The following is a 24,657-nucleotide window of genomic DNA, read 5'->3' as shown; positions in this document are numbered from 1 at the left end:
TCTTCGCAATTCCAGGATTGCTCAGGCTACCCCCGCCATTGATTTCTCCCTTAAGAACAATTAATAAGACTGATTTAAGACTTATTAATGAGAATATCCTTGGGAAATTGACGCAAAACAGCATACTAAAACGCTTAATCTCTATTCTTACGCCCGAATATAATTTTTTGTCGTATCACCTGAATAAAATCAAGTTCCTGCCATACTTATTTGCATGAGACAGCGACTGTCTCTTTGCGCACTTAACTTGCTCGGAGTTATCTCATGAATAAAACAATCATTGTTGTCGCTCTTGCTGCCGCCGTTCTCAGCGGATGTAACGCTAATCGCACCGCTTCCGGCGATACCTTTACAGCAGCACAGGCCAGGCAGGCCAACTTCGTCACTTATGGCACACTGGTCTCCGTGCGCCCGGTCACCATCCAGGGGGGTGATGGCAACAACGCCGCTGGAGCCATCGGCGGGGCTGTGGTAGGTGGCTTCCTGGGTAACACCGTGGGGGGGGGAACAGGGCGCAATCTGGCAACGGCGGCAGGTGCCGTTGGGGGCGCAGCTGCTGGCTCAGGTATCCAAAGCGCCATGAACCGCAGCGCCGGGGTGGAACTGGAAGTGCGCCGGGATGATGGCGTGAATATCGTGGTCGTTCAGGCACAGGGCTCAACCCAGTTCCATAACGGGCAGCGCGTCGCACTGGTGACCAATGGCAGCACCACCACCGTATCACCACGCTAAAGGGAACAAGTTGCTTCACGGTTTAGGTGTCAGGCCGCAACATGGCCCCCTTGCTGATAGGATACAGAATTCAGGGACGAACTCCCCTTGCGGGGTAAAAGCGAGTTTTCCGGCTCGGCCATTACAATAAAAAACGGAGTTAAACCTGATGTTTATCAAATGGATTAAACGCATTGCCTTGCTGCTGGTGGTGTTAATCGTCGGTGCACTGGGCATGCGAGTTTATGAAACTCAGCGTGGGCCATCACTACAGCTTTGGCATACCTTTGTCCCCAATGAAATGCGCGCCGATGAGATCGATAAGGCCAGTTGGGCGGATTATCTGACTGCCGAGGACGCCATTTTCAAAGAGGTCCGCCAGAATGTGACCGACAAGCTGGACAGCAGCCAGCAGACCTCGTTGAACCGCTACTATGCCGGCAGCCCGATCTATCCCGAGAAATTCCCCACCGACTGGAACCGCTCCTACATCATGATGCCGGACGGCAAACCGAAAGGTGCTGTCGTGCTGTTGCATGGTTTGACCGATACCCCTTACAGTCTGCGGCATATCGCGGATAATTACCGTGAATATGGCTATGTGGCGGTCGGTATTCGTTTACCGGCGCATGGCACCGTACCGGGAGCACTGACCGATGTGGATTGGCAGGATTGGATGGCGGCCACCCGCTTGGCGATCCGTGAAGCCAAGCGCCTGGCAGGTGACGACGTCCCGCTGCATATCGTTGGTTTCTCAAACGGCGGCGCGTTGGCGATGAAATACACGTTAGATGCGTTGGATGACCCTCGGCTGACCAAACCCCAGCGTGTGGTGCTGATTTCTCCGATGATCGGCGTCACCAGCTTTGCCCGTTTTGCCGGTATTGCCGGTTGGCCTGCCATCTTCCCGGCGTTTGCCAAAGCCGCCTGGCTGGGAATTGTGCCGGAGTTTAACCCGTTCAAATACAATTCGTTCCCGGTGAACGCGGCACGCCAGTCCTTCCAGCTAACCCAGGCATTGCAAAAGCAGATTGCCGCCGATTCGCGCAATGGCAAAATGGGCGAATTGCCACCGATTCTGACGTTCCAATCGGTGATGGACTCGACTGTCAGCACCCGTGCGGTGATTACAGCGCTGTATAACCATCTCCCCGCCAACGGCAGTGAGGTGGTGTTATTTGATTTAAACCAGGCGGTAGCGTTTGGGCCGTTACTCCGAAGCTCATCCTATACCGCGCTGCCGCGGCTGCTGCCACCGCCACCGCGTAACTATACGGCCACCATCGTCACCAACGTGACACCGGAAACTACCGATACCGAGGCGCGTACCATCCTCGCAGGGCAAACGGCAGAGACCACCGTTCCGCTCGGTATCACCTATTTGCCGGATATCTTCTCGCTGTCGCACGTGGCGTTGCCGTTCCCGCTGAGTGATTCCCTGTACGGGCGCTACCCGGAACCGCGCAATCAATACGGCATCAGCCTGGGGACCTTTGCCGCACGTGGCGAGCGGGCGGTGCTGGTGGTCGGGCTGGATTCGCTGATGCGTCTGTCCTCCAACCCGTTCTTCCCTTATATGCTCAAGCGTATCGATGACAACATCGGCCCGGCACCAACAAAATAGGGCAGGTTAACCCGGCCAGTACCCAATCGGTGCTGGCCGGGGTTTTAACCGGCAAAAATGGCTGAATTGAGCACGCTGGTTTTTATAGGGCACGCCTGAAACAGGTTACGCACCCCCAGTTTATGCAGCGCATTGCGCCGGTGGGTATACACGGTTTTGGTTGAGATACGTAAGCTGTGGCCGATGGCCTGCATATTCATGCCATCGATCATAGACAGCAGTACGGCCTTCTCTCTGCGGGTTAAGCTATCCTGGAGAAAAGTAGCAACGGGAAGCTCTCCACCGACTATCTTGACTAACTCATTAAACACTGCGTCTACATCAGCATCCTCTGCAAAGGCAACATGCCGCCCAAAATCCAGGTTGAATTTTATTTTCATTTCACGTGGCAAAAAAATTATTTTGCCCGGAAATTTGGCAACAGCAATCAAGAACGACATTTCACTCATTGAATTCAACATATGAAAAACCAGCACATCCTCTTTGCCAAAGCTACTAGCACTGGTGTTTTTCAGTTCATTGAGCGCCATTAGATTAATCACTCTACCCTCGGCATACAAATACGCCTTGAGCCCAACAAAAAAATAATAATTATCGGTAATTATATTAATTCTTCCAGACATATCAATGGCACTCCTTTATGAAAAATAAATCTCCATCTCATTGTTATCACAGCAAGCAGATACTAAAATCTGGCGAGCGGAACGTTTGTATAGTCATGAGTTATGTTATCCACAGGCCGCAATTCAATAATAGTTAATGGTAAATACCACTTTGCCATTCGCCTTGCCCGGCGTCAGAACCGCCGACGTTTTAATATAACGGGCAGCCAAGGGAATTCGAATTGTCGAACTACCATCTTTCGGCAAGGTCACGCTCTGTTCCGCCGAGAAGTTAAACAGCGTCGGCGCTTGGGCGCTCTCCCCCCAGCCAAGTTGAATGCCTACACCGCTGGCAGCACCGGATACCGTTGAGTCGATAGCCATAATGCCATTGGCAGCATCCAGTACCGTGGTCGTTGGGGTTAGACGCACGCCTACGCTGTTATTCAGCGAGATGGTAGTGGTACTGCTCCCGGTATTGTAATCCATTAATAGCGGTGCATTGGTCGAATTATAAAAACCGTAGAATTTAGGGCAGTTAGTCAGGTTAATTGAGGCATCAACCCAAGGAGTTGTTGCATTCGCCGTGCTAAAATGTTCACTTATATCGTAACTTCCCAAGTTAACGGAAACATCAGGGGTGCTGCAGGTTTGTGCCGATACCGTTATATTGCCTTGAAAACTGAAGGTCCAATAATATAATGGCAACCCACTGATCGTTACAGCATTAGTGTGGCTGGTGGGTGAAAGATCCATCCCCTCCCGAGCGGTAGGAAAATTTGCACCATTGATGCTGTAACTTCCTGGTACCAAAGGGCCTGTTTTAACCAATACAATACTTCTCGGTGAGCTTGCACCACTAGAGGTAATCTTTATACCTAACGATGAATCCAATAAAATCTGCCCCTCAGCATAAAGCTTGGTCGTGGTTATCGCTCTATTTGACACGCCAGTGATAATCGCCACGCCGATACCTGGGATACCGGTTTCATACACCCCATTAGCATAAGGTCCGGTTGCCAGGCCAGAGAGGGGCTTTGGCGTAGTGATTAAATTCAATGATGTCGCATAATACAAATATTTTCCGATATCGGAGGTGCCCCATTTCCCTTCAATATAGGTATCTTTCATCGTCAGGCTTGCCTGATATATTACCGTTCCCACCGGTACATCTACACCGGCAGAAATCACCGGTGGACTCAAGGGAACGATGACAGTTTGCTGACCGCCAGTGAGCGTCGCAGTAAACGTTGCCCAGACAGGGCAAGAGATAACCGTTAGCACTATTCCAACCAACAATCCTGATATTTTATCTATCGATATTTGCATGAGTAACATCCTCTTTCGCACAATCTATGTAGGCCATGACAGATAGAATAAGGTTGGAATTTGTGGCTACGCTAACCACGGGTCAACCTTCTTTATTAATCCGAGAGGCAAGCTTGTCGTTGCTCAATAGTAATTAATGGTAAACGTCACTTTGCCATTCGCCTTGCCCGGCGTCGGTGCCGAAGCCGTTTGAATATATCGGGCGGCCAGCGGGACACGAATGGTCGGGCTGCCATCTTTCGGCAGCGTCATAGCCTGTTCAGTTGAAAAATTAAACAATGTCGGCGCCTGGCTGCTCTCCCCCCAACCGAGCTGGATGCCTACGCCCGATGCCGCACCTGGAACCGTCGAGTCGATTTCCATCACGCCATTGGCAGCATCGATCACCGAAGTTGCCGGGGTTAATCGCACACCAATACTGTTACTGGTTGAGTTGGCTACAAGCCCGGTGCCGGTTGTGTAATCGAACATCAGCGTACTGTTATCAGCATTATAAAAACCGTAGAAGGTTGGGCAATTGGTCAGCCTAATTGACGCATCAAGCCAAGGAGTGGTCGAACCTATTCGGTTAAAATACTCTCCGATGTCATATTCACCCATTGCAACAGCGACCAGCGGTGTGCTACAGGTCTGTGCCGACACCGTTAATTGCCCCTGAAATTGAACCCGGGTAACCGTGATAGGCAATCCAGTTGTCGAGGCATGATACAGCGGATTAACAATAGTCAGGCCGGCTACCGGAAGTTTCGACGCATCCAAGGTATGATTCCCAGGCGAAATAACACCGGTTTTAATCAGTGAGACGTAGATGACCCTATTCGCCATATAAGGCTTATAATGCCCCCCAGTTATCGGGCTCTCGACATCGTTGGGAAACTGATAGTTTGGTTGGCCAACCTTGGCCGCATCACCATTATTGCTGCGGGAGATGGCAATGCCTATACCTGGAATGCCGGTCTCATATACCGCGCCACCGAAAGGGCTGCCTGACCAAGTGGAAAGCGGCATAGGCGCCTGCTCAATACTCCAGGCAGCGTTAAGCCAGATTGAGGCAGGGTCCAACGTGGATGTACAGTCCATCACACTGATACCGGTTGAACCACTAATCCAGCGCCCTTGATAAATTACCGTTCCGACAGGAATATCTGCCCCTGCAGAAATCGCGGGAGGGGTTAGTTGAACGATATCGGTACGGGAGCTACCACCTATCGCAGTACAGTTTACCACCGCCCAGGCGCTGTTGCTGGCTACCATGAACAAAAGTAGCCCAATTGTACGCTGCATTATTCTCTTCATTCTTTCACCTCTGGCACAACCGTATGCGCCACACTTGCTATATTTTATATAATCTGCACGACATAATTTATTTGGCTTCACCAGCCGAATAGCTGTCATACCGGACGGCTAGCCTTGGTTAACAGCCGATATCGCATCATTGTTCGCCAGTTTCACTCTCTGGGAACCGGCTGATGTCGTCGCCGCACAAGGAGAGTTGAATTGCTGTATCTGCGCCTGGCCCTTGGCTACAGGCATCAGCACATAGCTGACGGTGCATTGCATCTCACCGCCTTCACCCCATTTCACTCGCAACTGGCCCTTGTCTTGCGACACACGCGCATACAGCTGCCCGCCCTGGCCCACTGAGCCTACGCTGTTGCCTTTGCTATCAAAGATATCGGCCCCAAACGGTACCGGCTCCCCTTGATAGGTCGCGTTCACCAGAATTGGCGTCCCCTGCTTAGTTGTATATTTCATCTTCACTACCGCACCGGAATATGGCGCGACTTTCTGGCTGGTGTTATCCAACTCCACACCGGCCGCCGTCCCTTTCGGATCGATACTGATCTCGTTCATCTGGTACGGATTCAGGTATGGCACTATCGCGTACCCCCGTGAATCGATGCTAACGCCCGGATATGAGGAAACTTTCGCTCCCTCTGCACCCTTGGCTTCCACTAGCGCGAAGGTGTCGGACGTGTACGGCGTAAAGGTCACTCCACCAGAGTGGGCGATCACCGTGCCGTTCATCCCGGCAGAGGCGCTTTGATAACCTTTACCGGTACTGTAAGTACCGCTCAACGCCGTGGCCGGGGTACGATAGTTACCGCTCAGCGAGCCGCTGGAGCCCATCCCCTGATTGGCATTCATCGCCGTCACGCCGTAGCTGAACTGATTATCCATTCCAGCAGTGCCGGATACCGTAGCCTGCTGGCCATAACGGCCGCTGCTGTCATGCGACAAATCCATCCGCAACTGTGGCGTGTGGGTTTCGTCGCTACGCCCCAACGGCAGGCTGAAGCTCAACAGATAGTTGGTCTGCGCCGTGCCCAGGCTGGAGAAACTGCGGTTAATGCTCAGGCCGTAGGACAGGTCCTTGTAGCGATTGTTGTAACCCACCTGGTACTGCTTCTCGCTGCCGTCTTTGTTCCAGTAATTCTGCAAGGAGCCGCTGATATACAACTGGCCCCAGTTCTCCGGCAGACCTTGTCCCGCGGTCACCGTCAGGCGATTTTTGGCTCGCGAGATCGACTCCGGCGAAAACCCTTCTGCTACCGCGTCACGAGTCTGCATCGCGGTCATAAAATCCATAAAGCCATCGGTTGAGAAGCGGTACGCCGCCAACGACAGGTTGCTGTTGGTTTCGCTGATCAGCTTGCTATAGCTCACCTTATAACTTTGCCCACTCAGGCTATTATCCGCCTCATGTCGGCCATTGGCGTCGGTGCCGTTCCCCAAATGGGTACGCGCCTGCGTAACGTCAAATGCCCAGGCACCAATCGGCGTGCCTACCGCCGCACCCAACTGCAGTGCGTAGTAATCCTGGCTGGCCTGCAGGCCACCGTAACCGGTGATGGCGTTAGTTAGCCCCAGTTGATAGGTGCCCTGATACAGCGCCGGTTTCTCACGCAGGTTATCGCTGCGGACTTCACCTGCGGTGATCGAATAACGTGATGACCCAGGTCTCAGCAGTTGAGCCACCGAGGCATAAGGCACGCTGAAAGTCTGCTCGGTACCATCGGACTCACGTACAGTGACCTGTAGATCCCCACCGTAACCGGTCGGGTACAGATCGTTGATCAGAAATTCGCCCGGCGTGACCGTAGTTTCATACAACACCTGGCCGCCCTGACGCACGGTAACGCGGGCGTTGGTGCGGGCAATGCCACGGATATCCGGCGCATAACCGCGCAGGGACTCCGGCAACATCCGCTCATCACTGGCCAGTTGAATACCGGTAAACGGCAGCGTATCGAACAGTTGCCCGGTAGTGTTCGATTGGCCCATCAACACGCGCGCCTTGAGCACTGGAATATCGCGCTGCAAATAAGTGTTGAGGTTGCTGTACTGGTTTGGCCCATTGTCCATCCGGGTATAAGACCCGTTGTGACGTAGATACCAGGCACCGACATTCAGCCCGGCGTTCACACCGGCAAACAGTGAATTAAAGGTATTGCCATGCGATTCGCTGGTGTAGCCGTTGACGTTGTAGCCCATCAAAAGTGCCGGTACGCCGCTGTCCCACAGCTCCGGGCTAACGGTGCCACGGGCGGTGTTGAGCATGTAAACCTGCGGAACCACAATATCCAGGCGTTGCTCATTACTGTCGTAATTCACCTGAGCCTCTGGCAACTGGCTCTGGAGATCGAAACAGACTTCCCCCTTGCTCAGCAAGGTTAAAAAATCCGCCGGCAGTTTGGCGTAATCAAACGCAATGTTTTTAATCAGTTCGCGGGTCAGACAGGGATAAACGCTTTTATCTGCTCGCGCTTTGAATTCAATGTCAGTATTGCTGATCGGTTGATTATTAACATATAAAGCCGTTTTATAGACCCCAGGCAGCCCCGAGGAACCATTGGCAAAACGACTAAGGTCAACCGACTTTTCATCATCCACATTCAGGAAAGAGGCATCGAACTCAAGATTTTTGGCAATATCTTGTGATGTCGAAGCCGCGATCTCAGCATTAACGTTAGCCGCAAAAAAAGTTGATAAAATAGCTAGGGCCAGTGGAGATAGCTGAGCACACAGGCCATATTGAAAATATTTAGACATAGATATCCCTTCAAGAACTGATTCCTGAATAGCGGTCAACAAATTAATGCGAGAGTGTTTTATATAGCGGGGACGTTATTTTATCACTGCATCAAAAGTATTAACCGCACCGTAATCATTTACGAAACTCCCTGTAACCTTACTACCTGCACTACCCGCCAAGTCCAATGTCATGGTGCTACGAGGGGCCACCATCGCATAGTCAAGTTTTTTACCATTCACCGACAGGTTGACCAACGAGACATAATAAGGCGTTGGGTTACTGGCCTGTACCCGATTACCCTGGCTGTTCCAGGTTAGCGCTTTAGCCGCTTCATTGGCGTTACCTTGCAGACCCGCTGGGCGATAAAACAGCTTGATGCGCGAACGGAACGCCATCTGCAAGCGGTTCTCAGTGACTTTAGCCTGGGCTTTAGCTGGGACTTCCAGCACGTTCAGCCAGAACACCGATTCTTTATCCATCGGCAGCGAACCACCGGCGTAGCTAATACGTAACGTCTGGCCTTTACTTGGCTCCACACGGTTCATCGGGGGCGTCAGGACAAACGGCACCTTGATCGCTGCCGGTTTGGCGTCGGCGTCACCGTTATCGATCCAGCTTTGCAACAACACCGGTGATGGACCGCCGTTACTGATTTTGACGCTGACTTCTTTGGCGTCAGAGGGGTAAATCACCCGAGTACCACTAATCACCACACTGGCCAAGCTACTGACGCTGAATAAGGCTGCGGCGGCAAGCGTGCCAACTTGCAGCACATTAGTAGAGAGAAGCTTCATCATTAACTCCGAAAACTGACAGATTGGGAGGGGGATACCCCCTCCCACAGTCCATTACTGGTACTGAATAGAATAAACAACGTTGCTGACTACGGTACCCGCAGTGGTTGCTGCCTCTGCATAGTAGCGAACAATGTACGGCAGAGTAGTGCTACCACCGGTAACGTCTTTATAGGTCATCGCGGTAACCTGATCTTGGCTACCGGCTTTGATCACGGCCTGAGTCGGGCTTGAAGCGTCAAGCAATTGCAGGCTGACGTTGGTTGCACCACCGGTAGTGTTAAGCAGACGGCCAGTCACCGCATCAACCGAGGCACCCGCCTGGAAGAAGGCAGAAGCAGTTTCCAGCGTGCCAGAACAGTTGTTCAGGGCCATCACGAAGCCGGTATCACCTGCTGTGCGAGTGGCAGTTTGCAGTTGGCTGGTGCTTACGGTTGGCAGAACTACGGTGGCGTCTGCTGCCTGGCCGTCAACAATAACGTCACAGGTGTTGGCAGTCAGTTCACCGTTAAAGGTGATGGTGCCGGTAGAAGCTGCCTGAGCCAGGCCAACAGTACCGAAAACAGCGATCAGGGATGCAGCGATTGCTAACTTTTTCATATATATTCCTACTTACCTTGTATTATGAATACCATTTTAATATCCATTAAAATGGCCTGGTGAATACCCATGGGGATGGATATAGCTAGATGATTCCAGCATTTATATTAACAACAACTTACTTAATAAATAGCGAAGAGACTCGGTGGTTATCGACGGAATAGCCAATACCATGAACGTTCGCTATAAAATCTTCCGGGAGTCCAAGTGACGCCAGTTTCTTACGCAATTCATTTATTGCATGCCATAAACGCTGACTGGACGAAGATAAATTAATCTCCTCCCAAACGTTTTTCATTATGTCATTTTTATAGATGACGGCATCCCGGCAATTTGCCAGCAAATAAATCAGTAATCGGGTCTGGATCTCGTTTAGAGAGATAACCTTGAAAAACAGGGTGCGCTCCGCAGCTCCATCAGAGTAATAAAGGAGTCTTCGGTTGGCAATATCGAATTGAATGTCATCATCAATTAGGAATCCATAAAGTCTATTTTCCATATGCATCTCGGATTATTATTTTGGTTTAATAACAAAAATAACAAACCTCCCTTAAGTGAGACATTATAGAAGCAATTTCCACTATGGCAACCGCGCCAAGATGATCACATTGCCATCACTAAAAGTCTCACGACAGCGTTAAATTCTGAGAAATTCAATTCAGTCAGAATTTACCGCTAGCCGACGCGAATCATTCTGGTGTTTTTCATAACTCATTACTTCACTTCATTTGAGTAGTCATAAATGTCAAAGATTTTTATTTTACAACATTTATAGCTGGCCATTAAATTTTACTCATTAATATTCAATCCATTACCTACAAACTCACGATTAGGATTTATCTGTTACACCGATATAAAAAGCCGCTACCGGTGAAGCCATCCTTTACCTCAGCAAGATGAAGCTGTTTTACTTTGTGCTCCCCTCGCTGATGGAATAAATACTAGGTCATGGATGAGACTTTTCTGAGTGAAGTAGTTTTATTCTTGATAAAAAACAAAAAAACACATAAAATTCAACAAATTAAAAAAACATATTAAATCAGAACAGACTATTCTCAATCGTTCTTAAATGACAGTTACTCTCATTTAAGATTAATTATTAACATATTGTTTTTTAAATGAATGTGAATTGTTACTGATTTTTCATCCCACTATAAACGGTTAAACTATACTTTAAATAAATCGGACACTCAGACTACAAAAAGATAATATATTGAAATGAAACATAAAGTGATCATTAACGACACCGTACTGTACCTTCCAGAAGAGCACCGCCTGTGCCCACTGCGCGCTCGGGGTAAAGAAACCGTTTTGAACGTTCCTGCCAGCCGTTGCCTGCAATTAATGTTGCAGCATCCCGGCGAGGTGATCAGTCAAAGCGACTTTTTTAACGAGGTATGGCAAAAAAACGGCCAATATGTCACTGCCAATACCCTCTATCAGAACATTTCATTGGTAAGAAAAGGGATGCGGGAAGCCGGGTTGAGTAAAAATATCATCAGAACGGTTCCTAAAGTTGGGGTGGTTTTTTCCGGGACCGTTGAAATACAACAAGAAGAGAGCACCAAGGTCATAGTGCAGCAAAGCAATAAGCCGGAGTCGATCCCAGTGGAGAGCCCACAGGCCGAAACGCCGCCGTCAAAACGCACGGTTTTAAACCAGAGCAAGCTATTGCGTTATGGCCTATTTACGGCGTTCATTATGGCTATGATGATCCTTCTGGCCAGCAATCAGTCACAAAGCGCACGTTTTTTTGACAGCCACAATAAAGCTGCCACGATCAATCAATGTTCTGTCTATATAGATAGAGACGATCTGGAAACCAATGTGGCTGGCTACAAAGAATATTTGACCGTCAACAATGTGGTCTGCAATCCGGATGAGTTTGTCTACATTACTCGAACCCCGGCAAACCACAGCACGCTGGTATTATTTTGCGATACCACTGCACAAGGCGATCTGAGATGTTCCTCACGATTTCAAATCGATAATCAACACGACCCTCTTTCCGGCCTGCGACCAGCGGGGAGCCAATAGCCGTTTAACCATAAAGGTAAGGCAACAACGAACGGCGGCGGCGTAGTTGCATTCGTCATGTGGGCCCGGTAGATTGCAAGAGACCTCCCAAGTGGTATACCTACTTGGGAAAAAGCATGAGTGCTGCACCACCCGCGATATGGCCAATAAACGCCGTGCCGAAGGGGATGATAACGAAGAAGCAGGATCGCAGTTACCTTGATTTTATAAGGGGGCCATGCCCCCTTTCCTCTCCAATCATGTTTCCTGCCAACTTCAACCTCAAGCCAATGCTTTAGCCTTAAGCTGCTGGTATTCACTTTCGGTGATCACGCCATCATCCAACAGCTTTTTGGCATCCGAAATTTGCTCGGCTGGCGATTTGCCAGCCACCTCACGGATATACTCGTTGGTGGCTGAGACAGATTTTTGCACCTGCGCACGATGCCGCTCGGCCATGCCTTTACCACGGGCAATCAGATAGACCAGAGACGTTAACAACGGGATGAACAGCAGGAACACAATCCATACCGCCTTATAAAAACCGCTCAGTTGGTGATCGCGGAACAGGTCAGAAACGACCTGGAACAGAATAAACAGGTAGGCAATAAAGAAGAAGAACGAGAAGGTGGTAACCAGAATATCCCACAGGGTGAGTAGGTGATAAGTCATTAGTGCTCCTTATGGTCTAGCAAAACCAGGATAAAACGGCTTTCAATAACAGATTGATGTTTAGCACCATAAGTATATGTCGGACTTTCATTTTTTCCATGTTAGGCGGGAAAATACGGGAAGAGAGGGTATCTGTATGAGTAAGGCACGGGCCCCTCACCCTAACCCTCTCCCACAGGGAGAGGGGACCGACCGAGTGGGCTGAAAATGCGGTGATGTATCTTGAATGGGGGCGTTCGAGTTTACTGAGATGATTTCTTTACTTCCAAAGAGTAGGGATAACAGCTCCCTATCCCTGTGGAAGGGGCCGATCGAGTTTGCTGAGATTATCGCTTTTCTTACAAACGAGCAGGGGCTGACAGCCCCCTATCCCTGTGGATGGGACCGATCGAGTTTGCTGAGATTATCGTTTTTCTTACAAACGAGCAGGGGCTGACAGCTCCCTCTCCCCGTGGGAGAGGGTTGGGGTGAGGGTTATGCGTTACGCCAATGGCCATGCAGGATGACATCGTCGACAATTTCCTGCACGGTCAGTTTTGCCTCAACATCGTTAAAAAAATCACTGGTCACGATCTCGGTCTTATCATTCAGCCCAGCGATCACCGTGAGATGGCTGGCTGGATAGACCTCATGGACACGTGTTTGCATTTCGTCCAGCAAGGCCTCACGGGCTTTCTCAGACAAGTTGTCGAACAAATTGTTATCAACTTTTATTTGAATATTCATATTGGTAGCCTCTAGCAATGCGCGTGGGATTATCCCTATCATGATAGGCTCAATGTACAATTTTTGGCTAGTATCGATTCATTACGCCATATATCGAATTTTTATTCTGACAAATGTGGAATTTATTATACTTTACACTATTAAGAAACCTGAAAATCATTATATCACCAAGAAATAGCCAACTTATAGACTGTATTATCAATGCTATTTAAACAGTGCAGATCCCTCCCCGTAAATGCTGGATATTGTCGGTCGTCACCTGTAACATCTCAATAAATACCGAAATAGGAATTCTCCTATGAAATTATCTCTAAATGAATGTCTTACAAACTTTTATTGCACCTTTGTGATTTAAAAACGATAGGTAAGAATTTTATTCTATCCAATCCTAATTATGGCGTTTTTTTAAGCGAAAAAATATAGGAGTTTTCTTTGGTACAGCGTAAATTTCTCACTCTGACAGAAGTTCGTAACCTGATGAGTGCTGCCAGAAAGACACAAACTGGGGTACGGGACAGCTGCCTGATCCTGCTTGCCTTCCGCCACGGCTTTCGTATCAGCGAGCTGCTGCGCCTGCGCTTTCGCGATCTTGAAATGGTCGAAGGACGGATAAATATACGCCGGCTTAAAAATGGCTTTTCTACCGTTCACCCTCTGATGAACGACGAATGCGAGGCAATTAGGGAATGGAAACAGCTCAGGGCCCAATGGAAACCGGGGGCAGACCCGGACATTATCTTTATTTCTCAGCGAGGAACCCAGTTATCGCGTGGTCAAGCCTGGCGCATTATCCGCCAGGCTGGCGAACTGGCAGGGACGGTCATCAATACGCATCCCCATATGTTACGCCATGCCTGTGGCTATGAACTGGCGGAAAGAGGCGCCGATACCCGCCTGATCCAGGATTATCTGGGGCACCGTAATATTCGCCATACCGTACGCTATACCGCCAGTAATGCGGCACGATTCGCTGGCATATGGGAAGCGGGTAAACGAAAAAACGGCTGAACCCCGCCAGAATAACCTCACTTTTAGTGTATTATGCAGCAAACCATGTTCTACCACCGCCGGAGATCGCTGTAGATCAGCGATCTCCAAATCGGGCAGTAACCGATATTTGACTATTGATTAAAGCAGGCATAGAGCTCGACTTCACTCTCAATGCCAAGCTTGCCCATCATGTTACGTTTATGCGCACTCACGGTCTTGACGCTGCGAGAAATCTTCTTCGCTATCTGCGAAATGCTGAAGCCTTCCTGCAATAAGCTATAAACCTTTATTTCCGAGCGGGAAAAAGGTCTGGTATCGGCGTTGAACAGACTAATCTCCCGCTCTCTGCGCAGAGACGGACTGACAACAATATTGCCAGACAAGACCCGATCGACCTGATTAACTAGCTGACGAATATCCTCAGATAGAGCAATATAGGATGCCCCAGGCAGGTAACCCGGGCAATCCAACACCTGTTTTCCTGGCACATCGGTCATAATCAGTAACGGTTTGTCCTGCCTGACCGATTGAATAAATGACAGCAGCTTCGCCCCCATAGTGATATTTTCATTCAGGCCATAGAGCTCACTGACGATCAGATCAGCATCAGATAAATCATCATTAAACACCAAATCATAGATAGAGTGTGCCGGTAAGATCTCTGCATCAGGCAGTTTGCGCCTGAATAACTGATACAAACCATGCTAGGTCACAATGCAGGGATGCATAATCATTATTTTTTTCATCACACCTCACCACTCAGTCTGTTTATCTTGGTTAAATAAACCAGCCTACCCGCCAGCAGGTAGAGTTCCTCATTGGTTGTCATCTGTAACTTTCTAATGATCGATTTCTTCTGCGTGCTGATGGTACGTACATCTTTGCCCGTCACATTGGCAATAGCCGTAGCACTGCGCCCGCGCAGTAAGGCTAGCGCAATTAATCTTTCCTGTTTACCTAATAAAGCCGCATTTTTGGACGTTTTATCAGTCTGCTCGCTGCCTAAACATTGGGTGATTTGATAAAGGTTAACCGGATCGATCAGTACCGTATCTACGCCAAACGCGTGGAGAAGTTGCACCAGCCAGGCCATATCATGCTGCAACCAGATCACTGAGTTGGTTTTATGATGATAACTGGCAATATCTGACAAAAAGGATAATAACGACAGATAGTCAGTGCCACGAGATAATGAGCTAAACAAGATCACATCAGGCTTAAATTCATAAATTTTCTTTTTGGCATCGGTCAGTTTACTGACCCGGCAAAAACTTAACTCAGTGCTGCCCGCGTCCCCCAGTAACCGCTGCAGCCCGATCCAATTGATCCTGGATGGCTCAACAACCAGAATTCGCTTGCGGCTTTCCGCTGTCGCATGCTCGACTTGCTGATGATTTGCCTGCTGCATTTTTCCTCCTAAATAACCGTGTTTAGTGCCCTTCCCCCAGGCTTGAGGCCTCGTTCAAACGCACATTCAAGGATACAAAAAGGTCACCCCCACCACGGCCTTGACGTTACCCGCTACTACCTGACCGGTAGTGCGTGCATAGTTGGCGGTCAAACCTAAACTGACTGCAGAACTACCGACGGTACCCAGCGCAACGTTCCTATTGGTGGCAATGACACCATTGCGGTTGGCAACCTGAATGCCAATTCCCTGAGCCACCGGTGCAGAGGCGGTGTTGGCAAAAATCGTGGATGCGGCATCCGTGGTTGGCCCGGTCAGGTAATAGGCCAGGTTTTGGTTCTTAGCGCAACGCACCGTCAACGGTATCGACACCGTTCCCGGATATTCTGGCAGATTCACGGTAACGTCGCGGGAAGATACATCACAGCCACCGGTAGGGATCACCACGCTATTGCTGGCATAGATATTCCAAATATACGAATGCGATTCTCCTACGTTATTGGTTTGATGCATATTTAACACCGCAATCAACGACCCACTGGTTATCGCCACTCCACCTGCGGTGCTGATAGGCGTGAGATAAAGCACGGCGGGCCATGGCGTCATAGTGGTGGTTCTATAGACAACGGACTTGGTTTCAGAGGTTGTCGGGAATGGGTAAGAAGTACCGTCATACACAAAGCTACCGGTGAAACTTGCCAGTACGCCACCATAGGCCGAGCCTCTTTGCAGAGAAACGTAGTCTATTCGAGTATCTGGATAATCATTTCGGCAGGATATCTGACGGGACAAATCAACGATCAGGTTTTGGCCGACCCCGATCTGCGGAGTCAAATCCACAAACACGTTAGCGCTGCCGCCACCGATAGGGATGGTTGCCCCGGCCGCCGTTTGGCAAGCAAATGCATGGGCACTGGATGAGTAGCCAATCAAGAGCGCAGCTGCACCCAGATATTTCAGAAATACGCGGATTAAGTCTTTCATATGTTCTTCATCATCAGGAATAGGTGTAAGTCACGTTGATCAGGGATTGAATCGAACCCTGCGTCACATTGCCGCTGGGCGTAATGGCCCTCACCTGCAAAACCAGGCTGGCGGCCAGCGATGCGTCATTCACCGCCACAACTTTGGTACTGCCGTTAGGCAGATTTACCCCACTGCTATCAGCCAGTTGCAACGCAATATTGCGGGCCGCGCCCTGATTGGCGTAATAACTTCGGCTGCTATCGGCCGTGCCGGAAAAGGTCGCGGTCACCTTTGAGGTCCCTACCGGGCAGTTGGTGAGGTTCAATGTCACCGAATGCCATGGCGAAGTCGCACCTGCCGCCAGCAGGTTGAAGGTATACAAATCACCCAGCTCTACCGTAGTGGACACGGTGGATACCGTGCAGGGTTTTGCCACCACCTTGCCATTGATGGTGATGTTGACATCTGCCGCTTGCGCCAGGGGGAGTACCATCATCAGTAACCACCCCGCGATCGGACCCAGCTTGCTCATGTTCATAGCCCTTTTCTCCGGTTACTGAAATTCCAGGGTGAAGTTTGCCGTCGCTCTAACCTGCCCGGCAGTCACCGGGGCACGGGTCGCCATCAGACGCGCATAGAAATACAGCGTATTGGATTGCCCGGCGGTGATGTTTGACCAGTTCAACCCACTCGAGATCTCATTGAGAGCAATGGCATTGCCGTTGTTATCGAGGATCTGTATACCCATGCCGGCTGCCGCACCGGCCCCACCGTCGATTTTCAGCAAAGTCAAATTGTCGCTGTCTGCCCCACCGGTGAAACCCGTTTTCACCGCGATGGCTGAACCGCCGCATTTATCGAGCACGATGCTGAACGGCACCATCGGCGTCGTCGCCCCTACCCGATGCAGCTGCTTGGCCGCATTACTCATCAGATCCACCACAAAACTTTGCGAACCCGGCGCTATGGAGCAGGCATTGTCCTTAACGTAGCCGTTAATGGCGATGGTACTGTCCGCAGCCTGCGTTACCCTGGCGCTAAACAACGCCAGCAGACACAGGCTATAAAGTTGTATTCTCATTGATCGCCTCTCCCGCCCAGCGTCATCGGCATACTGCCGTTAGATAGCTGAGTGCACGCTGCTGACTTTCCGGCGGCAGTTGGTAACTCGCCACGCACTGCCCGCCTGCACCCTCGCCCCATTTGGCTTTCACCTCGCCACTTGGCGGCAACCCGGTCAGATACACCTGTCCGCCGTCGGCAACAATGCTGCCAGAGCGGCCATTATCGAAGGACACCACCGACCCGAATGGCAACGGTTGTCCGTTATAGGTCAGCGTCATCAGTACCTTCAGCCCGATATGAGTTTTAAAATCAGCCAGCACCACCGCGCCGTGATTCGGCACTACGCTGACCACCGCGTCATCCAGCTCGACGTTGTTTGCCAGCGTATTGGGGTTCAGCGCCACGCGGTTTTCACGATAATCCATGGCAAACGGCAGTACGGCATATCCCCGCCAGTCGGTACGTATCCCGCTCTGGTTTTCCACCGATACGTTACCCGCCCCCGGCGCTTTGACCAGGATCAGCGTGTCATTCAGTGGTTGACTCAGGGTGATGCCATTTTCATGGGCCAGCACACCGCCGCTCAGCCCGTAATACAGTTGGCTGGTACCGCTGCTGCGGCTGTAACCCACGTTGGCGTTGCCAGAAGCCCCTCGATAGTTCAGCGATGTGTTACCCGTCCCGCCTGAAGTGCCCGTTCCGCCTCCGGCGTAACCGGCCTGCACGTTGTAACTCAGGTTGTTATCTTCCAGTAACGTGCCATACACCCCAGCCTGATTGGTCATCCTACCGCTCAGATCGTCAGACATGCTGTAGCTGACGCTAGAGCGGCTGAAAGCGGACTGGCTGTCGGAACGCAACCAATGGCTGAACGGGATGCTGATGTTAAAGGCCAGCATATTGTCGCGTCCGTCCTGCCAGGCATTTTTGGTCAGGCTGTAGCTGAGGGTATAAGTGATATCCTCCAACGTACCGCTGTAACCAGCCTGCAGTTGTTCATCCGCCTTACCGACCCCCCAATAAGTCTGATGGCTACCGGTCAGATAAAAGGTGCCATTGTCCCCAACCTGCTGAGTCACCGTCATCTGCAACCGCCCACGTTTGTTGTAGGCCAGATTGTAGTAATCGGTAAGTTTCGGAATGAGCTCGACGATACCTTCATCGGTTGCCGCCTTGTAGCCGCTCATCTGGCGCCAGGTCGTGTCACCCAGCGCGTAATAGCCGCTGGTGGAATAGCGGTAGCCGAGCAGTTGCAGGTTGGTGCCCCATTCGTTCAATGCCTTGTTATAAAGGAAGCGCAGCGACTGCCCCTGATGGGTGCTGTCATCCGGCAAGGTGGCGCTAGCCTGGGTGATGTCAAACGACACGGCGCCGAAAATGCCCAGGTTTTTAGCCACTCCAAGGTTGAACGCACGATAGCGATCGGCAAGCTGGGTGCCACCAGACAGCGTCCAGCCGTCAGCCAGCCCCCACATCAGGGTGCCCTGGCCAAAGGTGGGCTTTTCTTGCTGATCGTTGCCGCTGCGATACTGCCCCACCATCACCGTATATCTCACCTGCCCTTGGCGCAGCAGCCCAGGAACCGACGTATAGGGCACGGTAAAGACCTGAGCCGTGCCGTCGGCTTCCTGAATGCTGACCTGCAAATCACCGCCGCTGCCCGATCCAGACAGATCGTCGATGGTAAATGGGCCTGGCGGCACCGTGGTCTGATACACCTCAAACCCATTCTGCTTGACCGTGACCCTGGCGGTGCCGCGGGCAATTCCGCGGATCACGGGAGCATACCCTCGCTGGCTGTCTGGCAACATATTGTCATCCGTCGCCACCTGTACGCCGCGGAAGTTCACGCCGTCGAAAACGTCCCCTGAGGTATAGCCGTCACCCAACGTCAGGCGACTGCGCAGCAGCGCAATGTCCCGCTGCAAATAGGTATTGACGTGCTGCCAGCGGTTTTGATTAGCGCTCGATCCACCGCCGCTGGTGTAGCTCCAGGTAGTATTATCCCGCAGCCGCCAGGCCCCCAGATTCACGCCGCTTTGTAAGTTAAGGAAGGCGTAATTGCTGTTGCTCGACTGGCTGTTACGGACATTACTGCCGGTGAAGCTGTAATTGAGCAGCCCGGCAGTGATGCCGTTTTGCCACTGGTCAGGCGGGATATAACCACGGGCAGAGTTACCCATGTAAGCCTGAGGAACACTGATAGACAGGCGCTGCCGCCCAACGTCAAAATCAGTGGAGGCTTCCTTGATCAGCGAGGTTAATGGTACGCAGGCTTCCGATGCCAAGATGGCCATTCCCGGGACCGCCCGGGTATTGACACCCATGGTGGCCAGTTGGCTGCGAGTCAGGCAAGGCACCAAGGCCTTGTTATCGGCATCGGCCCGGAAAGAGACATCCCGGGTCGACATAAACCCGTCATTCATATAAATGTCGACACGGTAGATACCCGGAGGCGCCTCAAGTCCCTTTTCGAACCCAGACAGATCGGCCACCTTCGCCGGATCGTCAGCCAGAAAACGAGGGTTGAAGTAATTTTCCGCTCGAGCCGATGCATCGCCACATAGCGCCCATAGCATCAAGGCCAAAGGCGTTAAAGTCAGCTTTAAGATGGGGGCACCCTGGTGGTTATCGTTTATCACTCTGCGACTTTCCGTGCCGTTTTTCAGGTATAGCATGATCCCTCCGGTTCGATACAGGTCGCCCGGCTGCCTGATTTATCTGGTTATAGCTTGATGAAGTGGATAGCGGCTCCAGGCCTTACTGCATCACACCCTTGAATGCCGGCGTTTGGGCACCGTAATCGTTGATAGTCCGATAGGAAATCGTGCTGCCTGCATCGGCGGGGAGCGCCACATTGGTCGATCCCATAGGCGATACCATGGTGTTAGCCAACTGCCGAGTGCCAGCGTTCAACTCGCTCAGCGTGATGAAATAAGGGGTAGGATTGACGATCGTCAACTCTTTGCCGCTACGTTTAAAGCGCAGCTGCTCCGCTGCCTTGTCTGGCGCAATGCTCAGCCCATTGGGGCGATAAAACAGTTTGATACGGCTGGTAATAGCCAATTGCAGGGTGTTCTCATCCTGGCGTGATTTGTCCAGTGAGGGGATCGCTTTGACGTTAACCCAGAACAGGCTTTCCCGATCCTTCGGCAAGCTTTGATTAGTCGCATCAATAATGCGCAACGTGTTTTCTTTTTTTCCCTGCATCAAATATAACGGTGGCGTAATAATCAGCCGACCATCTTTTTGGCCATCAGCGTTTTCTACCCAGGATTGGATCAGATAGGTACTTTTCTCATCGTTATTGCTGACTCCCAAAGTCACCTGCTTCTGATCGGCAGGATAGATCACCCGGGTCGCGCCCAGGCCGACTCCGGCGTTTGCCATGCCAACATGCCCCGCCGCCAACAACAGCAGCACGGACATCACCTTTCCAACCTTCGAAATTGTTCTCACATTTACCTCGTCCATCAGGATCTGACTTCCATAACACTGCGCGGCCAAGGGCCAAGCATTCGCAGCGCTATTACTTTTCATCTTGCGGCCAAGGCCTACTGATAAGTCAGTGCGAACCAGGCCTGAGCGTTAGCCAAACCATTGTTCACCGGCTGTCCGGTGGCGCGGTATTTCGCTACGAAATGCAGGATCACCGGCCCCTCTTGCAACGGCACCCAGTACCGCGGCGCAGTATTGAGTGGAATAAATCGGCCTCTGTCGTCGAACAACGCCACGGCTACGCCAGAGGCGACACCTGGCCCTTCACCAACAGAAAGCACCTGCGGATTATTGCTGTCTGCCATGCCATGGAACATGACCCCCACGTTACGGCTGACCGCGGTAGTGCAGTTCTGCAGATGTAAATCAAAGGGGACTGGATCGGCCTCATCGCCAGGCATACGAAACCGGTCGGTGGTGATATTCCCCATCGATACCGTCAAGTTGCGATCTCCGGCTTCCACCGAGCAGGTTTCAGCGATCACTTCACCCTGAAAGCGCATCAGGCCACCGAGAGGTTGTTCCTCCCAACGATCGTCAGCAACGACCTTCCCCGCCAACAGCAGGGTTAGCAGGAGTCCCGCTCCCATTCTCCACATCGCACACTCCTTGCCTCCGGTAGCTGAAAATCAGGCCTCCCTGGCCTGTAATCATCATCCTTGATAAGCTAATTCAGCTTACTGATACTGCACCTTGAAGGTCGCATCAGCGTTGGCAATACCGGCAGTGGCTACGCCGGTCGCGATATAACGAGCCTGGAATGGAACAATAACGGTGCCATCAGAGAGCGTAGTAGCCGCACTGAAGGTAGCGCCATCAACCGCTAACGCAGTACCGGTGCGATCAAGGATCTGAACGCCGACGTTAGTTGCATTACCAGCCGCAGAGCCTTGCAGGGCCAGCGCAGTAGGATAGGTGGCGTTAACCGCTGTGCCGCTGAAAGCGACAGCTGCCTGGGTAGCAACGGTAGAATCACAATCATTCAGTTGGATGTTGAACCCGGTAGCGGAGCTAACATCACCAGCGGTAGCCAGTGAAGTCGTTTTAACCTGCCCCAATTGCACTGTCTGGCCAATAGAACCGGCATCCACGGCACAAGCCGCATTAACAACTTCCCCTTTAAAATGGATAGGGCCACCGTTGACGGTAGTAACCGTTGCCGCATTAGCGACGCCAGCCAGAGAAAGAACTGCGGCAATACCAGCAACCAGTGATTTGATTTTCATACTATTTTCCTTTGAACACATAATGTTTCATAACCATGAAAAAGTGTGGAGGTCGATTCCCCTGGCGGGCAACCGCACAGACTTCATTTCTACTCACGGCCGGACCTCCCTATTCCGTTCAGTTTTCGCCAGCAACATGAGACATTTGGGGCTATTTTGTCTCACCATATAAAAAAGCGGTAAATTAATAAATTACGAATTAATTGACTATTTTTAATATTCAAAACCAGGAATAAAAATATTAAATGCCTTGCAATAAGTGTATTATTGTGATTCTGGTGGTATTTTCGATTAACAGCAGAGAATTTATACCATGACAAAATTGCGGGAGGGGAAGAGACTGTTCTGATGAGATAAAAAAATAAGCTTACTTATCATTATGATAAAACGTAATTCAGGAATATTCTAACATGAGGTATTGCAAAATCTTACCGAACGTTGAAGAATTAGGAACAGTTTAGCCCCAATTGTTCCATCTTGCGCCTGATTATTTACCAATAAATCCTTTATAACCAATCCATTACGATCCCACATCCCGACAAAGCGCGCCGCGTTGCTGGCGGTATAACGCACGGTATGCCTGATGTTACGATGCCCCAGATAATCCTGAATCAAGCGAGTATCCGTGCCCCTTTCCGCCAATTCATAGCCGCAGGCATGGCGCAGCATATGGGGATGCGTATGGGTAGCGGTGCCCGCCAGTTCCCCAGCCTGACGGATAATGCGCCAGGCCTGACCGCGCGATAGCTGGGTGCCACGCTGAGAGATAAAAACAATCTCTGGATCCACGGCAGGCTTCCACTGTGCCCTGACCTGGTTCCACTCCCTAATCGCCTTGCATTCATCACTCATCAGAGGATGAACGGTAGAGAATCCATTCTTAAGCCGGCGTATATTTATCCGTCCTTCAATCATTTCCAGGTCGTGATAACGCAAGTTCAACAACTCGCTGATACGAAACCCGTGGCGGAAGGCAAGCAGGATCAGGCAACTGTCCCGTACCCCGGTCTGTTTATTCCGGGCAGCACTCATCAGGTTGTTAACTTCGGTGAGAGTGAGAAATTTACGTTGTGCCACAAAAAACTCCTATTGCAATTATGCTGGATATTACTCGCTCAAGAATTAATAAAATCTGTCGCTGACAGATTGTTTAAAGCATAGCCTATTGTGATGAAGGATTACCAAATAAAAAATAGCATTAAGCGCCAGACAACTAAAACTGTTAACACGACAAGACCCTAAAAATTTAAAGGTTTATTTTCCACCCCCTACAAATATAAGATTTATCTCACCAAAAGTGCGTTTTGTAAGCAAAGCCAGCGCTGGCCTGCCGCCCACCGCCAAAGTGAGGATTTTTCCTAATCACTATGCTAGACAGTAATTAATCGAATAGTATTTTAAATTTTGTAATAAGATGAAAATGCCGTCACGCTATTTTGCTAATCAATTGTTCATCATGTTATTTTTAACCGTCCAGAATGTCACATAACCTTAGCGGTAATACATTCGCTAATGACGTGCACAGGGTTTATTGATTGAGAAGTTCAGATAAAGGGAAGGCAGACAACCGGTAATAAAAAACTGCCCGCTAGGCGATCGTGGAACAGGTCGGAAACGGCTGGGGATGTCAGCCTGCAAAACGCAGACTGACGTCTTCAGGGGAGAACGTTAAAGAATATCCACATTAATCACTGCCGAGCCGCGGAAAGCCCCCCCCGCCAGATTACCGTTAACCTTCAATACCGAAGAGATAGGCACGGCTATCGTTTGGTTGGCCGCGATCTTTTCAAGGCTGCCGACATTGGCTGGCTGGTCACGCACAAGCACATCCGCCGCCAGTGAACCATCCGTACGCAGCTTGATACCGCTAGAGGTGTAGCCGACCAGCGTGACTTTAACCGTGGCGCTGGAAGTGCATTTAATGTACAAGTCCGAGGTTTTTTTCAATCCTGGCACACTATCGGCCTGAATATCCCCATAGCTGATGTCTACCGAAGTGCCTACCAGTGAACAGGCGGGACCTGGCGGTGGCTGAGGTTTCCAGGCGTCACCGGTTCCACTACCATGGTCGAGAGAAACGTTCATAGACGGACCATCAGCAGGACGTTTGCCAATTTCTTTACCCAGTCCGAAGAAATACTTTTCATCGCCTTGCAATGTATACGTGAAAGGGAGTATTGATGCCAAAACCTCACTACAGTTGCCACTTGCCACTCCCCTAGCTGACACAAGAAAGCGTTGGTACATCCCCGTACTGGTACCCAATATAGCGTAAAAGTTAACTGTAGTGCCGGTTCTACATGTAGTGGTGGATCCACCGATCCCATCAGGTTGGGCACTAATGGTTAATTGCTTTGGCCCCGTCCAGCTCACATCGATCCCGAGAGCGTGACC

Annotated in this window: 24 protein-coding genes; 4 read left to right on the top strand and 20 right to left on the bottom strand. The window is 50.7% G+C overall.

Annotated features, from left to right (window positions below; translation table 11 throughout):
- Positions 1 to 264: 264 nt before the first annotated feature.
- Positions 265 to 732: a glycine zipper 2TM domain-containing protein gene (locus ACKWMY_RS23940; RefSeq protein ID WP_199062777.1), complete on the top strand. Its 468-nt coding sequence runs from the start codon at positions 265 to 267 to the stop codon at positions 730 to 732.
- Positions 733 to 880: 148 nt separating this feature from the next.
- The gene (locus ACKWMY_RS23935; protein ID WP_409487184.1) at positions 881 to 2,335 is read left to right on the top strand and encodes an alpha/beta hydrolase; all 1,455 of its coding nucleotides are present in this window, start codon (positions 881 to 883) and stop codon (positions 2,333 to 2,335) included.
- Between the two features lie 44 nt (positions 2,336 to 2,379).
- Here ACKWMY_RS23935 and ACKWMY_RS23930 read toward each other — a convergent pair whose 3' ends face one another.
- From ACKWMY_RS23930 to ACKWMY_RS23900, 7 genes are all read right to left on the bottom strand, one after another.
- Positions 2,380 to 2,958, bottom strand: a complete 579-nt coding sequence (locus tag ACKWMY_RS23930) for a helix-turn-helix transcriptional regulator (protein WP_309048238.1) — start codon at positions 2,956 to 2,958, stop codon at positions 2,380 to 2,382.
- Between the two features lie 123 nt (positions 2,959 to 3,081).
- The gene (locus tag ACKWMY_RS23925) at positions 3,082 to 4,266 is read right to left on the bottom strand and encodes a fimbrial protein (protein ID WP_409487183.1); all 1,185 of its coding nucleotides are present in this window, start codon (positions 4,264 to 4,266) and stop codon (positions 3,082 to 3,084) included.
- Between the two features lie 123 nt (positions 4,267 to 4,389).
- Entirely contained in the window at positions 4,390 to 5,562 is a 1,173-nt protein-coding gene (locus ACKWMY_RS23920; protein ID WP_409487182.1) for a fimbrial protein, read from the bottom strand.
- Between the two features lie 108 nt (positions 5,563 to 5,670).
- Entirely contained in the window at positions 5,671 to 8,319 is a 2,649-nt protein-coding gene (locus tag ACKWMY_RS23915) for a fimbria/pilus outer membrane usher protein (protein WP_211136389.1), read from the bottom strand.
- Positions 8,320 to 8,394: 75 nt separating this feature from the next.
- Positions 8,395 to 9,096, bottom strand: a complete 702-nt coding sequence (locus ACKWMY_RS23910; RefSeq protein ID WP_409487188.1) for a fimbria/pilus periplasmic chaperone — start codon at positions 9,094 to 9,096, stop codon at positions 8,395 to 8,397.
- 54 nt (positions 9,097 to 9,150) lie between these two features.
- Positions 9,151 to 9,696: a fimbrial protein gene (locus tag ACKWMY_RS23905; protein ID WP_409487181.1), complete on the bottom strand. Its 546-nt coding sequence runs from the start codon at positions 9,694 to 9,696 to the stop codon at positions 9,151 to 9,153.
- A gap of 118 nt (positions 9,697 to 9,814) precedes the next feature.
- Positions 9,815 to 10,195, bottom strand: coding sequence for a transcriptional regulator (locus ACKWMY_RS23900; protein WP_074031658.1), 381 nt, complete (start codon positions 10,193 to 10,195; stop codon positions 9,815 to 9,817).
- Between the two features lie 719 nt (positions 10,196 to 10,914).
- Here ACKWMY_RS23900 and ACKWMY_RS23895 point away from each other — a divergent pair.
- Positions 10,915 to 11,733 carry a transcriptional regulator gene (locus ACKWMY_RS23895; protein WP_409487180.1) on the top strand — a complete coding sequence of 273 codons (819 nt, stop codon included), beginning with the start codon at positions 10,915 to 10,917 and terminating at the stop codon, positions 11,731 to 11,733.
- A gap of 261 nt (positions 11,734 to 11,994) precedes the next feature.
- On the opposite strand, the gene ACKWMY_RS23890 is transcribed toward ACKWMY_RS23895, so the two are convergent.
- Together ACKWMY_RS23890 and ACKWMY_RS23885 are read right to left on the bottom strand one after the other, a co-directional pair.
- Positions 11,995 to 12,384, bottom strand: coding sequence for an SHOCT domain-containing protein (locus tag ACKWMY_RS23890; protein ID WP_024484143.1), 390 nt, complete (start codon positions 12,382 to 12,384; stop codon positions 11,995 to 11,997).
- 474 nt (positions 12,385 to 12,858) lie between these two features.
- Positions 12,859 to 13,110, bottom strand: a complete 252-nt coding sequence (locus ACKWMY_RS23885) for a DinI-like family protein (RefSeq protein WP_074031654.1) — start codon at positions 13,108 to 13,110, stop codon at positions 12,859 to 12,861.
- A 432-nt stretch (positions 13,111 to 13,542) separates the two neighbouring features.
- Here ACKWMY_RS23885 and ACKWMY_RS23880 point away from each other — a divergent pair, with 432 nt between their 5' ends.
- Complete coding sequence (locus ACKWMY_RS23880) at positions 13,543 to 14,118, top strand: tyrosine-type DNA invertase (RefSeq protein WP_074031653.1); 576 nt, start codon at positions 13,543 to 13,545, stop codon at positions 14,116 to 14,118.
- Positions 14,119 to 14,231: 113 nt separating this feature from the next.
- Here the strand turns inward: ACKWMY_RS23880 and ACKWMY_RS23875 are convergent, their stop codons facing one another.
- The 11 genes from ACKWMY_RS23875 to ACKWMY_RS23825 all read right to left on the bottom strand — a co-directional run bounded on the left by ACKWMY_RS23875 (position 14,232) and on the right by ACKWMY_RS23825 (position 24,348).
- Positions 14,232 to 14,729, bottom strand: a complete 498-nt coding sequence (locus ACKWMY_RS23875; protein WP_409487179.1) for a helix-turn-helix domain-containing protein — start codon at positions 14,727 to 14,729, stop codon at positions 14,232 to 14,234.
- A 116-nt stretch (positions 14,730 to 14,845) separates the two neighbouring features.
- Positions 14,846 to 15,508 carry a hypothetical protein gene (locus tag ACKWMY_RS23870; RefSeq protein WP_409487178.1) on the bottom strand — a complete coding sequence of 221 codons (663 nt, stop codon included), beginning with the start codon at positions 15,506 to 15,508 and terminating at the stop codon, positions 14,846 to 14,848.
- A gap of 66 nt (positions 15,509 to 15,574) precedes the next feature.
- Positions 15,575 to 16,492, bottom strand: coding sequence for a fimbrial protein (locus ACKWMY_RS23865; protein WP_199063387.1), 918 nt, complete (start codon positions 16,490 to 16,492; stop codon positions 15,575 to 15,577).
- Between the two features lie 13 nt (positions 16,493 to 16,505).
- A complete protein-coding gene (locus ACKWMY_RS23860) occupies positions 16,506 to 17,012 on the bottom strand; it encodes a fimbrial protein (RefSeq protein WP_409487177.1) in 507 nt (168 codons plus the stop codon).
- Positions 17,013 to 17,027: 15 nt separating this feature from the next.
- A complete protein-coding gene (locus tag ACKWMY_RS23855) occupies positions 17,028 to 17,555 on the bottom strand; it encodes a fimbrial protein (protein WP_065686982.1) in 528 nt (175 codons plus the stop codon).
- A gap of 22 nt (positions 17,556 to 17,577) precedes the next feature.
- Complete coding sequence (locus ACKWMY_RS23850) at positions 17,578 to 20,217, bottom strand: fimbrial biogenesis usher protein (RefSeq protein ID WP_081375854.1); 2,640 nt, start codon at positions 20,215 to 20,217, stop codon at positions 17,578 to 17,580.
- An 82-nt stretch (positions 20,218 to 20,299) separates the two neighbouring features.
- Positions 20,300 to 20,968, bottom strand: a complete 669-nt coding sequence (locus ACKWMY_RS23845) for a fimbria/pilus periplasmic chaperone (RefSeq protein ID WP_074031645.1) — start codon at positions 20,966 to 20,968, stop codon at positions 20,300 to 20,302.
- A 125-nt stretch (positions 20,969 to 21,093) separates the two neighbouring features.
- On the bottom strand, positions 21,094 to 21,636 hold the full coding sequence (locus ACKWMY_RS23840) for a fimbrial protein (RefSeq protein WP_065686984.1): 543 nt from the start codon (positions 21,634 to 21,636) through the stop codon (positions 21,094 to 21,096).
- Positions 21,637 to 21,714: 78 nt separating this feature from the next.
- Positions 21,715 to 22,263: a type 1 fimbrial major subunit FimA gene (gene fimA / locus ACKWMY_RS23835; protein WP_024530428.1), complete on the bottom strand. Its 549-nt coding sequence runs from the start codon at positions 22,261 to 22,263 to the stop codon at positions 21,715 to 21,717.
- A 405-nt stretch (positions 22,264 to 22,668) separates the two neighbouring features.
- Positions 22,669 to 23,340, bottom strand: a complete 672-nt coding sequence (locus tag ACKWMY_RS23830) for a tyrosine-type DNA invertase (protein ID WP_081375852.1) — start codon at positions 23,338 to 23,340, stop codon at positions 22,669 to 22,671.
- Positions 23,341 to 23,931: 591 nt separating this feature from the next.
- Entirely contained in the window at positions 23,932 to 24,348 is a 417-nt protein-coding gene (locus tag ACKWMY_RS23825; protein WP_409487176.1) for a hypothetical protein, read from the bottom strand.
- Positions 24,349 to 24,657 lie beyond the last annotated feature (309 nt).

This window comes from Serratia sp. J2, assembly GCF_046269175.1.
In the GTDB taxonomy this organism is placed as follows: domain Bacteria; phylum Pseudomonadota; class Gammaproteobacteria; order Enterobacterales; family Enterobacteriaceae; genus Chania; species Chania fonticola_C.
The sequence above is the reverse complement of the archived record's forward strand: the minus strand, read 5'-3'. Positions and strand labels throughout refer to the sequence as shown.